This window comes from Aromatoleum anaerobium, from assembly GCF_012910705.2.
GTDB classification, from domain to species: Bacteria; Pseudomonadota; Gammaproteobacteria; order Burkholderiales; family Rhodocyclaceae; genus Aromatoleum; species Aromatoleum anaerobium.
Genome location: NZ_WTVG02000035.1, coordinates 13,648 through 26,724 on the forward strand (window position 1 = coordinate 13,648; position 13,077 = coordinate 26,724).

At 67.4% G+C, this 13,077-nt stretch carries 9 protein-coding genes and 1 pseudogene; 3 read left to right on the top strand and 7 right to left on the bottom strand.

Annotated elements, in window-relative coordinates:
* Nucleotides 1–48: 48 nt before the first annotated feature.
* Nucleotides 49–525, top strand: coding sequence for a putative toxin-antitoxin system toxin component, PIN family (locus tag GO606_RS03225; RefSeq protein ID WP_169119412.1), 477 nt, complete (start codon nt 49–51; stop codon nt 523–525).
* 37 nt (nt 526–562) lie between these two features.
* Here the strand turns inward: GO606_RS03225 and GO606_RS03230 are convergent, their stop codons facing one another.
* Nucleotides 563–1,396 (bottom strand): helical backbone metal receptor, encoded by an 834-nt coding sequence (locus tag GO606_RS03230; protein WP_169119411.1) that lies wholly within the window; start codon nt 1,394–1,396, stop codon nt 563–565.
* Nucleotides 1,397–1,507: 111 nt separating this feature from the next.
* Here GO606_RS03230 and ald point away from each other — a divergent pair, with 111 nt between their 5' ends.
* Both ald and GO606_RS03240 read left to right on the top strand, forming a co-directional pair.
* Entirely contained in the window at nt 1,508–2,641 is a 1,134-nt protein-coding gene (gene ald / locus GO606_RS03235) for an alanine dehydrogenase (protein WP_169119410.1), read from the top strand.
* Nucleotides 2,642–2,740: 99 nt separating this feature from the next.
* Nucleotides 2,741–4,663, top strand: coding sequence for a potassium transporter Kup (locus tag GO606_RS03240; RefSeq protein ID WP_169119409.1), 1,923 nt, complete (start codon nt 2,741–2,743; stop codon nt 4,661–4,663).
* 128 nt (nt 4,664–4,791) lie between these two features.
* Here GO606_RS03240 and GO606_RS03245 read toward each other — a convergent pair whose 3' ends face one another.
* The 6 genes and pseudogenes from GO606_RS03245 to GO606_RS03270 all read right to left on the bottom strand — a co-directional run bounded on the left by GO606_RS03245 (nt 4,792) and on the right by GO606_RS03270 (nt 13,060).
* Nucleotides 4,792–4,950 (bottom strand): hypothetical protein, encoded by a 159-nt coding sequence (locus tag GO606_RS03245; RefSeq protein WP_169119403.1) that lies wholly within the window; start codon nt 4,948–4,950, stop codon nt 4,792–4,794.
* A gap of 63 nt (nt 4,951–5,013) precedes the next feature.
* On the bottom strand, nt 5,014–6,147 hold the full coding sequence (locus GO606_RS03250) for a Fic family protein (RefSeq protein WP_169119408.1): 1,134 nt from the start codon (nt 6,145–6,147) through the stop codon (nt 5,014–5,016).
* Nucleotides 6,144–6,440, bottom strand: coding sequence for a restriction endonuclease subunit S domain-containing protein (locus GO606_RS03255; protein WP_169119407.1), 297 nt, complete (start codon nt 6,438–6,440; stop codon nt 6,144–6,146). Before GO606_RS03255 ends, GO606_RS03250 begins: the two co-directional genes overlap by 4 nt.
* 290 nt (nt 6,441–6,730) lie before the next feature.
* Nucleotides 6,731–11,548 (bottom strand): NAD-glutamate dehydrogenase, encoded by a 4,818-nt coding sequence (locus GO606_RS03260; RefSeq protein ID WP_169119406.1) that lies wholly within the window; start codon nt 11,546–11,548, stop codon nt 6,731–6,733.
* Nucleotides 11,549–11,716: 168 nt separating this feature from the next.
* Nucleotides 11,717–12,361 (bottom strand): thiol:disulfide interchange protein DsbA/DsbL, encoded by a 645-nt coding sequence (locus tag GO606_RS03265; protein ID WP_169119405.1) that lies wholly within the window; start codon nt 12,359–12,361, stop codon nt 11,717–11,719.
* Between the two features lie 91 nt (nt 12,362–12,452).
* A pseudogene (locus GO606_RS03270) lies at nt 12,453–13,060 on the bottom strand (SPOR domain-containing protein).
* Between the last annotated feature and the right edge of the window lie 17 nt (nt 13,061–13,077).

Genomic DNA, 13,077 nt, shown 5'->3' on the forward strand with positions numbered 1-13,077 from the left:
GGGCTGCGGCCCCCTCGCTGTCGTTGACCGCCACCCGCGGAAGACCCGATGCCCGACCTTCCCTGCCCGCGCGTCGTCCTCGACACGAATACCGTCATGGCGCTGTGGCTCTTCGAAGACCCGGCGCTGGCGCGCCTGCGAGACGTGATCGAAGGCCGCCATCTCACGCTCGTCACGCGCGCCGACGCACTCGACGAGTTGCGCCACGTCCTCGCGTACCGCCAGTTCGGCGTCGATGCCGAACGCCAGGCGGCGATCCTCGCCGGCTACACGGCGCGGGTCACGCTACTCGCCGACCGCGGCGCACCCGCCCTGGCCGACGGACCGGCACAGGCGCTGCCCGCACTGCCGCTGTGCCGCGACCGCGACGACCAGAAGTTTCTCGAGATCGCGCGCGACGGCGAAGCGAGCCATCTCGTCAGCCGCGACAAGGCGTTGCTGAAGCTCAACCGCCACCGCCTGCTGCGGTCGCTGTTCGCGGTCCTGACGCCGGAAAACTTCGCGCAGGAGCTCGCTTCGCGCTGAATCGGCTGCCGGCGTCGAAGCCGCCCGCGAGCTTTCCTCACGCCGCGGCGAGCCGCTCCCGCAGCCGCACGAGATAGCGCAGCCCGGCCGCGGCGCGGCTGCCGTACCAGGACGTCATTTCGCCGTCGATCAGCGCAGTGGGCCGGCCCGACAGCCGCGCGACCTCGTCCAGATGCGACGCGCGGAAACGGTAGGGTTCGGACGACAGCAGCACCCGTTGCGCCTGCGCGAGCGCGGGCGCCTGCCAGTCGATTTCCGGATAGCGACTCGATGCGTCGCCCGGCGGCACGGTTTCCCAGCCGACCGCGCGCAGCGTCGCCGAGATATAGGTGTCGCGCGACACGCTCATCCACGGCTCGCGCCAGATCAGGTACAGCACGCGCTCCGGCGGCAGCGACACGGCGGCGGCGCGCGCGGCATCGAGGGCGGCGGCGAGGTCCGCGGCCAGCCGGCCGGCTGCGGCGTCGCGATCGAAGATCCGGCCGAAGAGCCTGTACAGCCCGAAATTGTCCTCGGACGCGCACGGGTGGGTGACGATGACGTTCGGAATGAACGCGGCGAGCTGGTCGACCGTCTCGCGCCGGTTCTCGTCGATATTCACGATCAGGTGAGTGGCGTCGAGGGCTCGCACGGCTTCCATCCTGACGTCCTTCGTGCCGCCGACTTTCGCCACCTTCCTCACGATGTCGCGCGGATGGATACAGAAGCCGGTACGTCCGACGAGCTGGTCGGCGAGGCCGAGCTCGCACACCAGTTCGGTCAGCGACGGCACCAGCGACACGATGCGCACCGGCCCTTCGGCAGGGCGGTGCACCACGCCGACGGCGTCTTCCAGTACGGCGGATTCGGGCGGGATCGTGGATACTTGCATTTCGATTTGCAGTCGTTGGGGAAGGCTACGATTGTAGGCGATGCGGCAATCGGGCCGCTGCCCGGGGTCGCGCCGGCCGGCGTCCGGCCACCTTCGCGGGAGGTTTTCAGCATGCTTATCGGCGTACCGAGGGAAATCAAGGTCCATGAATATCGCGTCGGGCTCACGCCGGCGAGCGTCCGCGAGGTCGTCGCACACGGCCACGAGGTGATCGTCGAGCGCGATGCGGGACGCGGCATCGGCGCGGCCGACGACGACTACCGGCGCGCCGGGGCACGCATCGTCGACGACGCCGGGGCGCTGTATGCGGCGGCCGAACTGATCGTCAAGGTCAAGGAACCCCAGCCTGTCGAGCGCGCGCGTCTCGGCGCCGGCCAGGTGCTGTTCGCCTATCTCCACCTCGCCCCGGACCCGCAACAGGCGAAAGACCTGCTCGCGAGCGGCGTGACCGCGATCGCATACGAGACGGTCAGCGACGCCGACGGCGGGCTGCCGCTGCTCGCGCCGATGTCGGAAGTCGCCGGGCGGATGAGTGTGCAGGCGGGCGCGCATTGTCTCGAGAAAGAAGCCGGCGGCCGCGGGCTGCTGCTCGGCGGCGTGCCGGGCGTCGAACCGGCGCGGGTGGTGATCCTCGGTGGCGGAGTGGTCGGCAGCAACGCCGCGCTGATCGCGCTCGGCATGGGCGCCGCGGTGACCATCGTCGACCGCTCGGTGGCAGTCCTGCGCCGTCTCGGCGAGCGCTTCGGCCCGCAGCTGCACACCCTGCACGCGAGCACCGACGCGATCGAAGCCGCGGTGCTCGACGCCGATCTGGTGATCGGGGCAGTGCTGGTGCCGGGTGCCGCCGCGCCGAAGCTCGTCACGCGCGACATGGTGCGCAGGATGCGCCCCGGCGCCGTGGTCGTCGACGTCGCGATCGACCAGGGCGGCTGTTTCGAGACTTCGCGCCCGACGACTCATGCCGACCCGACTTTCGTCGTCGACGAGGTCGTGCATTACTGCGTCGCGAACATGCCCGGCGCAGTCGCCCGGACCTCGACGCTCGCGCTGAACGCCGCGACGCTGCCCTGCGTGCTCGCGCTTGCCGACAAGGGCTGGCGCCAGGCGCTGCGCGACGATCCGCATCTGGCGCGGGGGCTGAACATCTGCGCCGGCCGCGTCATGCATCCCGGCGTCGCGGCGGCCCTGGGCGTCGAGCCCGGCAACGCGCGCGACATTGCGGCGGCGACCGCGGCGACGCCCTGAGAACCACGGATTCTTTTTCCGGAGCGTGAAAATCTGCTCGTCGGCGATGGTGCACTGCGCTAATCTACGCGCCTCGCACCAAGTCCCCCGGGAGTATTCATGCAGGCACTCGAGGGTGTGAATACTTCACCCGCAGCCGCTGCCACGGCGCACGCCCCCGCTCCGCGACGCGGCATTGCCGGGCTCGCGGTCGCCGCGATCGGCGTCGTCTATGGCGACATCGGCACAAGCCCTCTCTACACGCTGAAAGAAGTCTTCAACGGCCCGCATGCGGTGCCGGTGACGCCCCAGAACGTCTACGGCATCCTGTCGCTGGTGTTCTGGGCGCTGGTGCTCGTGGTGTCGGCGAAATACGTGTTGTTCATCACCCGCGCCGACAACCGCGGCGAAGGCGGCATCATGGCGCTGACCTCGCTCGTACTGCGCGCGGTGCCGCCCGGCCGCAAGGCCTGGGTGCTGTCGGCGCTGGGAGTGTTCGGTGCCGCGCTGTTCTACGGCGACGGCATGATCACGCCGGCGATCTCGGTGCTGTCGGCGGTCGAAGGCCTCGAGGTCGCGACGCCGGCGTTCCGCCCGTATGTGCTGCCGATCGCGCTCGCGGTGCTATGCGGCCTGTTCGTCATTCAGCGCCACGGCACCGGCAGTGTCGGCAGGATCTTCGGGCCGGTGATGCTGGTGTGGTTCGTCCTGCTCGCGGTGCTCGGCATTGCGGGTATCACGCTGCATCCCGAGATCATCGGCGCGCTCGACCCGCGCTGGGCGCTGCGCTTCTTTGCCGACATGCCGCTGGTCGGCTGGCTGTCGCTCGGCGCGGTGGTGCTCGCGATCACCGGCGGCGAAGCGCTGTATGCGGACATGGGCCACTTCGGCCGCCGGCCGATCAAGTTCGCGTGGTTCCTCGTCGTGTTTCCGTCGCTGTACCTGAACTACCTCGGCCAGGGCGCGCTGATCCTCGATCACCCCGACAACGTGCGCAATCCGTTTTACCTGCTGGTGCCCGACGCGCTGGTGTACCCGATGGTCGCGATGGCGACGCTGGCGACGATCATCGCCAGCCAGGCGGTGATCTCCGGAGCCTACTCGCTGACCCGCCAGGCGATGCAGCTCGGTTACGCGCCACGCATGCGCACGATCTTCACGTCGGAACGCGAGATGGGCCAGATCTACGTGCCGAGCATCAACTGGATGCTGCTCGGCGCGGTGATCGCGCTGGTCGTCGGCTTCCGCTCGTCAAGCGCTCTCGCGTCGGCGTACGGCATCGCAGTCACGCTGACGATGATGATCGACACCCTGCTCGCGTTCGTCGTCGTCCGCGCGCTGTGGGGCTGGGGCAGGCTGCAGGCGGGACTCTTCCTCGGCGTGTTCCTCGCGGTCGACGTCGCGTTCTTCTCCGCGACCACCGTGAAGATCCTCGCCGGCGGCTGGTTCCCGCTGCTGATCGGGGCGCTGATCTTCACGTTGCTGACAACCTGGAAGCGCGGCCGCGAACTGCTCAACAGCCGCATCCGCACCGACACCATGCCGCTCGACAGCTTCATCCGGTCGATGTTCAACAGCCCTTCGCCGCGCGTCGATGGCACTGCGGTATTCATGACGACCTGGCTCGAGGGCGTGCCGCGCGCACTGCTGCACAACCTCGTGCACAACAAGGTGCTGCACCGCCGGGTCGTGCTGCTGACGGTCGAAACCGCCGACGTACCGCGCGTTCCGGACAGCGAGCGCGTGGTCGTCGAGGAACTCGACTACGGCTTTTACCGCGTGCGCGTGAACTACGGCTTCAAGGACGACCCCGACCTGCCGGCGGCGCTCCTGCAGTGCGCGGATTTCGGCCTGAAATTCGACATGATGGAGACGTCGTTCTTCCTCGGCCGCGAAACCCTCGTGTCGCGCGTCGGTTCCGGCATGCCGCGCTGGCGCGAGAAGCTCTTCATCGTCATGTTCCGCAACGCCGGCAGCGCGGCCGACTACTTCCACATCCCGCCGAACCGCGTCGTCGAGCTCGGCACGCAGGTCGAGCTGTAGCGTCGGCGGCGCCGCGGCGGCGCCTGTCCTACCGCAAGCGCGAGCCGACAGACAGACCCTCGTAAGCAAGACTCCAGCGCTCAGCACCCGCTCGCCGGGTTGCTCGCCGTGCAAGGCTGCAGCTTCTCTCAGGTCCTGGTCTGCGTTTCGCGGATGAAATCCAGCGCCACCGCGGGGAAGATTGCCCGCTCGCGGTCGAAGTCTTTGGCCGTCTGCTTGTCGTAGCCCTCAGCGAGCAGCACAGCCTCGATGGCGGTTTCAAAGGCGGCTTCGCCGGTGCGTTTCATGGATTGATTTCCCTGCTCAACTTTAATTTCCCAGCCGCGTTAATTAAAGCAAACGCTTTAGCGTTAAATAACGAAGAGGCTTAGGTAACGCTGGAACACAAAAACACGCCCGCGCTGCTGCCCGGTGATCTCCTGCAGGATGTCAAGGCGCACGAACTCGCGGATTAGCGCATTGGCTGTCGGGGGTGCCACCTCCAGCGCCGCGCCGAACTCCTTGGCGATGATCACCGGCTTGCGGTAGAGCAGGTTCAGCGCCGTGCGCGCCAGGGGCGCCCGCTTGCCCAGGGTCAGGCATTGCGCCTCGGTCTCGCTGCGCAGCGTCAGGATCTTGCGGAAAGTATCCCGCCCCTTGCTTGCGGTTTCCTGCACCCCCGCGAGAAAGAAGCGCACCCAGTGCCCCAGATCGTTGGCGGTGCGCGCCCGCATCAGGGCATCGTAGTAGGTGGCCCGGTTGCGTTCGAAAAAATCCGACAGGTACAGCGACGGCTTGCACAGCAGCCCTTTGCCGATCAGATACAGCACAATCAGCAGGCGACCGATACGCCCGTTGCCATCGTTGAACGGGTGGATGGTTTCGAACTGGTAGTGCGAAATGGCCGCCCGCACCAGATGGGGCACCGCGATTTCCTCGTTGTGCAGGAACTTCTCCAGATCGCTCATCAGCTCGGGCACCTCGCTCGCATGGGGCGGCACAAAGGCTGCATCCATCGGCCCCGAGCCACCGATCCAGTTCTGCCCGCTGCGAAACTCCCCCGGCTGCTTGTGCTCGCCACGCACCCCGCGCATCAAAATGGCATGAGTCTCGCGCAGCAGGCGGTTCGATACCGGCAGCCGTTTGAGTTCGGCAATCGCGATGTTGATCGCGTCGATGTAGTTGCGCACCTCGTGCCAGTCGTTGCGCCGTTCCGGGGCGACGTTTTCTTCCGGCAACAGCGCCTCGTCCATCTCGGTGCGGGTGCCCTCGATGCGGCTGGAAGTGTTGGCCTCCTTGAGGATATGCATCTCGATGAACAGATCCACATCCGGCACGATCAGCGAAAATGCATCCAGCTCGCCCAGCGCCTTGGTGGCGGATTCCAGCAGCACGTTGATGCGCCCGTCGTCCCAGCTCCACTCATGGTCGATCAGGCTGGGCGCAAAACTCTTGTACTGGTACTGCTTGTGCCAGACGCCGGATTTGAAGGCTTCGAGCTTCATGCGGCCATGGCCTCGGGCGCGAGCTGGCCGATGACGGCGGCGGTGATCAGGGCGGCGCGACGCTCTTTGAGAAGTCTGACCGAGATGTCAAGTTCTTGTCGGACGCGCTCCGTAACGCGTTCGCCTTCTTGCAGGAAGTAACTGACGATGTCTTCCTTGAGGGGGACATTCTCGGCATCCTTGTGTGCCGGGTCGGGCTCGTATTCGATGCGGCTGTCCTTGTGGCCCTTGATGAGCAGATCGGCGACGGACCAGATGAAGTTGGCGAGTTGTTGGAAATTGGTCGGTGTCATGTTCTCGTTGTTCGTGATAGCGCGTGGCTTGCGAAACCTCCGCAACAAAAAGCCGCCTTGAGTCACGTCGGTTCAGGCATGCCCTACCGACGTTGTCTCATTGACACGAGTCTCATGGAACATTGGGATTTTACTGTCCCAGCTACCACCCGAGATGGATCGCCCAAGCGGCATGGATATCGCTTGTTACGCCGGCAAAGGGCGAATTGTATGCTCCCACCAACGCGGCCTGAACGAGTTTGGCGGGCGGCAGCCGGAACCCTCTGTGCACAACCGCCGCCGCGTGTCGCTCAGGCCATGTTGCGCAGCTCGCGCAACAGCACCGACAGCATCGGCATGTCGGTCTGCGCGGCGGTCTTCACATCGGCGAGGAGGTGCCGGTAACGCTCGACGTTGCTGCGGTTGCGGGCTTCCCACGCGGCGATCACCACTTCGGGCTGTTCGACGCCGGGACAATGCTTGAGCGCTTCGGACGCGAGGATGCGCGCCTGGTTCGACAGTTCGCTGCGCAGCGCGCTGCGCGCGAGCCCCTGCCAGCGCGATTCGGCCGGCAGCGCGGAGATCTGCAGGCCGAGCCAGTACAGGTCGAGCTGGTCGCCGAGGGCGTAATACACGCGGGCGACGGTCGCCTCCGGCCGGCCGGTTTCCGCCGCGACCTCGACGAGGTCGAGCGCCGAATACAGCTCGTCGAGCGACGCAATGCGTTGCGCAAGCGGTGCGGGCACGCCTTTCTGGATGAAGCCTGCGGCGACGGCGTCGAGGACTTCGCGGTACGCCGGCTGGACAAAGTCGCGCAGCCCGGCCGATAGCTCGGCGGCGCCGGCCGAGAAGTAGTCGAGCGTCGCCTGCAGGTCGGCGATCCAGTTGCGGTGGCGCAGGAACCACACTGCGCCGCGCTCGATCAGCCGCACTGATTCGAGGATCATCTCGGTCTGCACCGTGTCGGCGACGACGTTGTCGAGCGACTCGATGTCGCGCCACGTCGGCACGAGGCCGTACACTTCGCGGCTCGCCATGTAGGCCCGGACGACTTCCGCAGGCGTCGCGCCGAGTTCGCCGTGCAGCCGGCTGACGAACGTCGGTCCGACGCGGTTGATCATGCTGTTGACGACATGTGTCGCGATGATCTCGCGCCGCAGCGGATGGCGCTCGATCTGCGCCGCGTAGCGTTCGCGCAGCGGCTTCGGAAAATAATTCTTCAGCGCGGCGGAGATGTAAGGGTCCTCCGGCACGTCGGAGGCGATGACTTCGTCGAACAGCTCGATCTTGCTGTACGCGAGCAGCACCGCGAGCTCGGGCGTGACGAGGCCGACCTGCTTGAGCGCCCGCTCGGCGATCTCCTCGTCCATCGGCAGGAACTCGAGCTTGCGGTTGAGGCGTCCCGCATGGCCGAGCCGGCGGATGAATTCGGCCTGCTCGCCGAGCAGCGCCACGCTGCGCGAGCGCGTCACCGACAGCACCTGCGTCTGGCCGTAATTGTCGCGCAGCACGAGGCTGGCGACTTCGTCGGTCATCTCGACGAGCAGCGCGTTGCGCTGCTTGTCGGTCAGGTCGCCTTCGGCGACGACGCTGTCGAGCAGGATCTTGATGTTCACCTCGTGATCGGAGCAATCGACGCCGCCCGAATTGTCAATCGCATCGGTGTTGATCTTGCCGCCCCGGAGCGCGTATTCGATGCGCCCGAGCTGGGTGACGCCGAGGTTGCCGCCTTCGGCGACGACGCGGCAGCGCAGCGCCGCGCCATTGACCCGCACCGCGTCGTTCGTCCGGTCGCCGACCGCGGCGTCGGTCTCGCTCGTCGCCTTGACATACGTCCCGATGCCGCCGTTGTAGAGCAGATCGACCGGCGCGGTGAGGATCGCGCGGATCAGCTCGGCGGGCGACAGTATCTCGGCTTCGATGTCGAGCGCCTCGCGCACCTGCGGCGACAGGGGGATCGATTTCGCGTGGCGCGACCACACGCCGCCGCCTGCCGAGATCAGCGCCTTGTCGTAGTCGTCCCACGACGAGCGCGGCAGCGCGAACAGGCGCTCGCGTTCGGCGAACGAGGTTTCGGCGTCCGGGATCGGGTCGATGAAAATGTGACGGTGGTCGAACGCGGCGACGAGCCGGATCGTGCGCGAACGCAGCATGCCGTTGCCGAACACGTCGCCGGACATGTCGCCGACGCCGACGACGGTGAACGGTTGTTCCTGCGTGTTCAGCCCGAGTTCGCGGAAGTGGCGCTTGACCGACTCCCAGGCCCCCCGCGCGGTGATGCCCATCTTCTTGTGGTCGTAGCCTGCGGACCCGCCGGACGCGAACGCGTCGCCGAGCCAGAAACCGTATTCGGCCGCCACCGCGTTCGCGTGATCGGAGAACGTCGCCGTCCCCTTGTCGGCGGCGACGACGAGGTAAGGGTCGTCCTCGTCGTGGCGCAGCACATCCACGGGCGGCACGACCTGGCCCTGCACGAGGTTGTCGGTCACGTCGAGCAGGCCGCGCAGATACGTGCGGTAGCACTCGACGCCTTCGGCCAGCAGCGCCTCGCGGTCGCCGGCGGGCGGGTTCTTGACGACGAAGCCGCCTTTCGAGCCGACCGGCACGATGACTGCGTTCTTGACGATCTGCGCCTTCACCAGGCCGAGCACTTCGGTGCGGAAATCCTCCATGCGGTCGGACCAGCGCAAGCCGCCGCGCGCGACACGGCCGCCGCGCAGATGCACGCCTTCGAAGCGCGGCGAATAGACGGAAATCTCGAACATCGGCAGCGGCTGCGGCAGGTTCGGGATGCGGCGCGGATCGAGCTTCAGCGACAGGTACGGCTTCGGCCCGCCATCGGCGGCGCGCTGGTAGTAGTTCGTGCGCAGCGTCGCCAGCACCATCGCGAGGAACTGCCGCAGGATGCGGTCCTCGTCGAGGTTGGCGACATTGTTCAGCGCCTCCTCGATGCTCGCGACGAGCGTCGCCGCCCGCGCGTCGCGCTCGCCGCCGCGCGCCGGGTCGAAGCGCAGCGCGAACAGGTCGATCAGTTGCCGCGCGAGCTTCGGGTGGGCGGCGAGCGTCTGCTCCATGTACGCCTGGCTGAACGTGAAAGCCGCCTGGCGCATGTGCTTGGCGTAGGCGCGGAGCACGACGATCTCGCGCCACGTGAGCCCGGCGAGCAGCGTCAGGCGGTTGAAGTCGTCGCTCTCGATGTCGCCGCGCCAGGCGTGCAGGAAAGCGTCGTGGAACAGCGCCCGCAGCCGGTCGAGGTTGAGCTCCTCGGCGCCCGCGTACGACAGCCCGAAGTCGTGAATCCACACGCCGCGCCCGTCCTGGCGCTCGATCTCCGACGGCTTCTCGTCGATGACGCGCACGCCCATGCGTTCGAGCATCGGCAGGCTCTGCGACAGCGGCACCGGCGCGCCGACGCGGTAGATCTTGAAGTTCAGCCGCCCCGGCGGCGCTTCGAGCGGGATGTAGAGGCTCATCGCGAGATCGCGGTCATCGGCGAGCGACTCCATCTGCTCGATGTCGAACACCGCGACGCGCGGCGCGTATTCCTCGCGGTAGCCGGCCGGAAAACCGTCGGCGTAGCGGCGCAGCAGCGCCATGCCGCGCTCCTCGCCGAGGTGTTCGAGGATCGCGCGCTGCAGCTCGTCCTCCCAGCGCCGCGTCGCCCGCACCAGGCGCTGTTCGAGTTCATGCACGTCGAACGGCGGAATCGTCGAGTCGCGCGTGCGCACGATGATCAGGACGCGCGCCAGCGCCGATTCGGAAAACTGCACGTCGAACTCGGCACTGCTGCCGTTGAACGCCTCCATCAGCACCGCCTGCATGCGCAGCCGCTGGTCGGTGTTGTAGTGCTCGCGCGGCACGTAGATCAGGCACGAGACGAAGCGCGCGAACGGGTCGGTGCGGACGAAAAGGCGCGTGCGCTGGCGCTCGCCGAGCCGCAGGATGCCCATCGCCTGATGGTACAGATCCTCCGTCGAGATCTGGAACAGCTCGTCGCGCGGGTAGCGTTCGAGGATCGTCAGCAACGCCTTCGCCGCATGGCTCTTCGGCAGCAGGCCGGCCTGTTCGACAACCGCGGCGACCTTGCGGCGCAGAAACGGGATCAGCCTCGGGCTGGTGCTGTACGCGGTCGACGCGAGCAGCCCGATCACCCGCCGCTCGGCGCGCGCGTGGCCGTTCTCGTCGAACACCTTGATGCTGAACCGGTCGATGAAGCCCGGCCGATGCACGGTCGAGCGCGTGTTCGACTTGGTCACGGTCAGCAGCACCGGCAGATTCGGCAGCGTCGCCTTGAGGGTCATCGGCAGCGCGGCGAACGAGCGCGACACGTTCTCTCCCGGACGCTGCCGCAGCAAGCCGAGCCCCGAGCCGGGTCGGATGCGCAGTTCGCTGTCGCCGTCGGCGGCGAGCAGCTCGTAGTCGCGGCAGCCGAGCAGCACGATGTTCTCGTCCAGCAGCCACTTCAGGAAAGCCACCGTCTCCGCGATCTCGTCCGGCGGGACCGGCGGCGGGTCCTGCTCGATGCCCTGGATGATCTCGACCACGCGCTGCTGCATCGCCGGCCAGTCGGTGACCGCCGCGCGCACGTCGGCGAGCACGCGCTCGAGCCCGTTGCGCAGCGCGTCGACGTCGCCCGCCTCGGTGCGCCGGTCGACTTCGACGTGGATGATCGACTCGTAATGTCCCCGCGTGTCGCCGTCTTCGGCGATCCCGAGGTACTGGCCCGTATCGTCGCGCACGACCCGCATCACGGGATGGATGATCAGGTGCAGCGTGAGCCCCTGTCGGTTGACTTCCATCGTGATCGAATCGACGAGGAACGGCATGTCGTCATTGACCATTTCGACGACGGTGTGCGTGGATTCCCAGCCGTGCTCTTCGAGCTTCGGGTTGTATACGCGCAAGCGCGTGCCGCCGCGATGCTTGCGCACGAACTGCCAGTGGCTGACCACGGCGCCGTACAGGTCGTCGACCGAGCGGTCGGCGAGATCCTCCGGAGCGACCTGGCCGAACCACCGCCGCGCGAACGGCTCGATGAGCGCCGCCTGGTCGGCCGGCAACTTGTTCGCGATCTGTTCCAGAACCGCGTCGAATCGCGCGGCGTCGACGTCCGCCTGAAGTAATTGCATCGCTGCCTCCGTTTGTCGAAGACGGGCTGTGCAACGCGGCGTCATACGGGCGCCGACCCGCTTCCGCCGAAAACGATACCCGGATCGGGCGCGCGGCGAAAGAAGCTTTTACCCGGTAGGGCTATCCGGCCGCGCGGGTCGGCCGGGGGATGCGGGTCGTGGCGGAGTTCAGCTTTTTTTCTGCTCGCTGCGCGAGCGCGCGATCAGCTGGTCGACTTCCTTGAGCATCTGCTCGAATCCGCCCGCCGAGCTCGCGGAAACGGTGTAGCGGCCGTCGACGGCCATCATCGGCACGCCGCTGACCTTGTAGGCCGCCGCGATCTGGTTCGAGCGCTGCACTTTCGACTGCACGCCGAACGACTTGTAGATGTCGCCGAAGCGCTTGCTGTCGAGTCCCGAGCTGGCGACCCACTGCATCAGCACGTCGTCCCGGTACAGCGGCTGCTTCTGGTCATGGATCGCGGCAAACACCGCCGGCCCTTTCTCTTCGGCCTGGCCCATCGCTTCGAGCGTGTAGTAGAGCCGCGCCAGCGCCGTCCATTCGGGACGGTTGAACGTGATCGGCACCTTGACGAAGTTCACGTCACCCTGCAGCTTCTTCGCCCAGCCGTTGAGCAGCGGTTCGAAGTCGTGGCAGTGCGGGCAGCCGTAGGAAAAGAACTCGATCACTTCGACCTTGCCCGCGACTTCGGTCGGGACCTTCGTACCCAGCGTCTGGAAAGCCTCCCGCTGGGCGAAGACGGAGGCGGAGGCGCCCAGCGTGGACAGCGCGCCGAGCGCGGCGAGTTGCTTGAGGGCGAGACGACGATTCATGCATTGCTCCCGGGTGGATGACAGGGTCTCGGACGGCGGCCGCGGACGGACGTTCCCGCAAACGCCCGTGCCGGCGGCATGGAGCCGCGAATCAGGGGGTGGCCTTCACGACGGTCCCGGTGAAGCCGGCCTCGGCGAGCCGCGTGCGCACCGGGTTCATGTCTTCGGGCTTGGCGAACGGCCCGATCCGTACGCGGTGCATCGTGCGTCCGTCGGGCAGCTGCGCCCGCTGCGCGCTCGCCTCGATGCCGGCGAGCGCGAGCCTCGCCTTGAGGTTGTCGGCTTCGGCGGGATTCTCGAAAGCGCCGATCTGCAGGTACAGCCGCTCGGCGACGGGGGCCGGGGGCGGCGGGGCGGGCGGAGCTTCGGCCGGCGCCACGTTGCCCTGCGGCAGGATCTTGTAGAACTCGAAATCACGGGCTTGACGACAGGACGGTCGCCCGGTTTGCCCGGCAGCGACAGCGGCGGCTGGTCCGGCGCCGACGGCACGCGGCTCGGCACGCTGACGCTGCCGCTGCCGCTGCCGCTGCCGCTGCCTTGCGGTGTCTGGAAAGGCGACGAGCGGGTGAACCACCACGCGGCACCGGCGGCGAACAGCGCACCGAGGATCAGGCCGATGAAGATGCCGACGACCACGCCGCCGCCGCTTTTCGCAGGCGGGCGGCGGGTTGTCGGCGGGGATTGGGGGGCGCGGCTCACGAGGGTTCTCCGGACGT

What these genes read in the sequence shown, in the direction of transcription:
- GO606_RS03260 (WP_169119406.1), bottom strand. Translation starts at nt 11,548, where the DNA reads ATGCAATTACTTCAGGCGGACGTCGACGCCGCGCGATTCGACGCGGTT.
- GO606_RS03265 (WP_169119405.1), bottom strand. Translation starts at nt 12,361, where the DNA reads ATGAATCGTCGTCTCGCCCTCAAGCAACTCGCCGCGCTCGGCGCGCTG.
- GO606_RS03230 (WP_169119411.1), bottom strand. Translation starts at nt 1,396, where the DNA reads ATGCAAGTATCCACGATCCCGCCCGAATCCGCCGTACTGGAAGACGCC.
- GO606_RS03250 (WP_169119408.1), bottom strand. Translation starts at nt 6,147, where the DNA reads ATGAAGCTCGAAGCCTTCAAATCCGGCGTCTGGCACAAGCAGTACCAG.
- GO606_RS03255 (WP_169119407.1), bottom strand. Translation starts at nt 6,440, where the DNA reads ATGACACCGACCAATTTCCAACAACTCGCCAACTTCATCTGGTCCGTC.
- ald (WP_169119410.1), top strand. Translation starts at nt 1,508, where the DNA reads ATGCTTATCGGCGTACCGAGGGAAATCAAGGTCCATGAATATCGCGTC.
- GO606_RS03225 (WP_169119412.1), top strand. Translation starts at nt 49, where the DNA reads ATGCCCGACCTTCCCTGCCCGCGCGTCGTCCTCGACACGAATACCGTC.
- GO606_RS03240 (WP_169119409.1), top strand. Translation starts at nt 2,741, where the DNA reads ATGCAGGCACTCGAGGGTGTGAATACTTCACCCGCAGCCGCTGCCACG.
- GO606_RS03245 (WP_169119403.1), bottom strand. Translation starts at nt 4,950, where the DNA reads ATGAAACGCACCGGCGAAGCCGCCTTTGAAACCGCCATCGAGGCTGTG.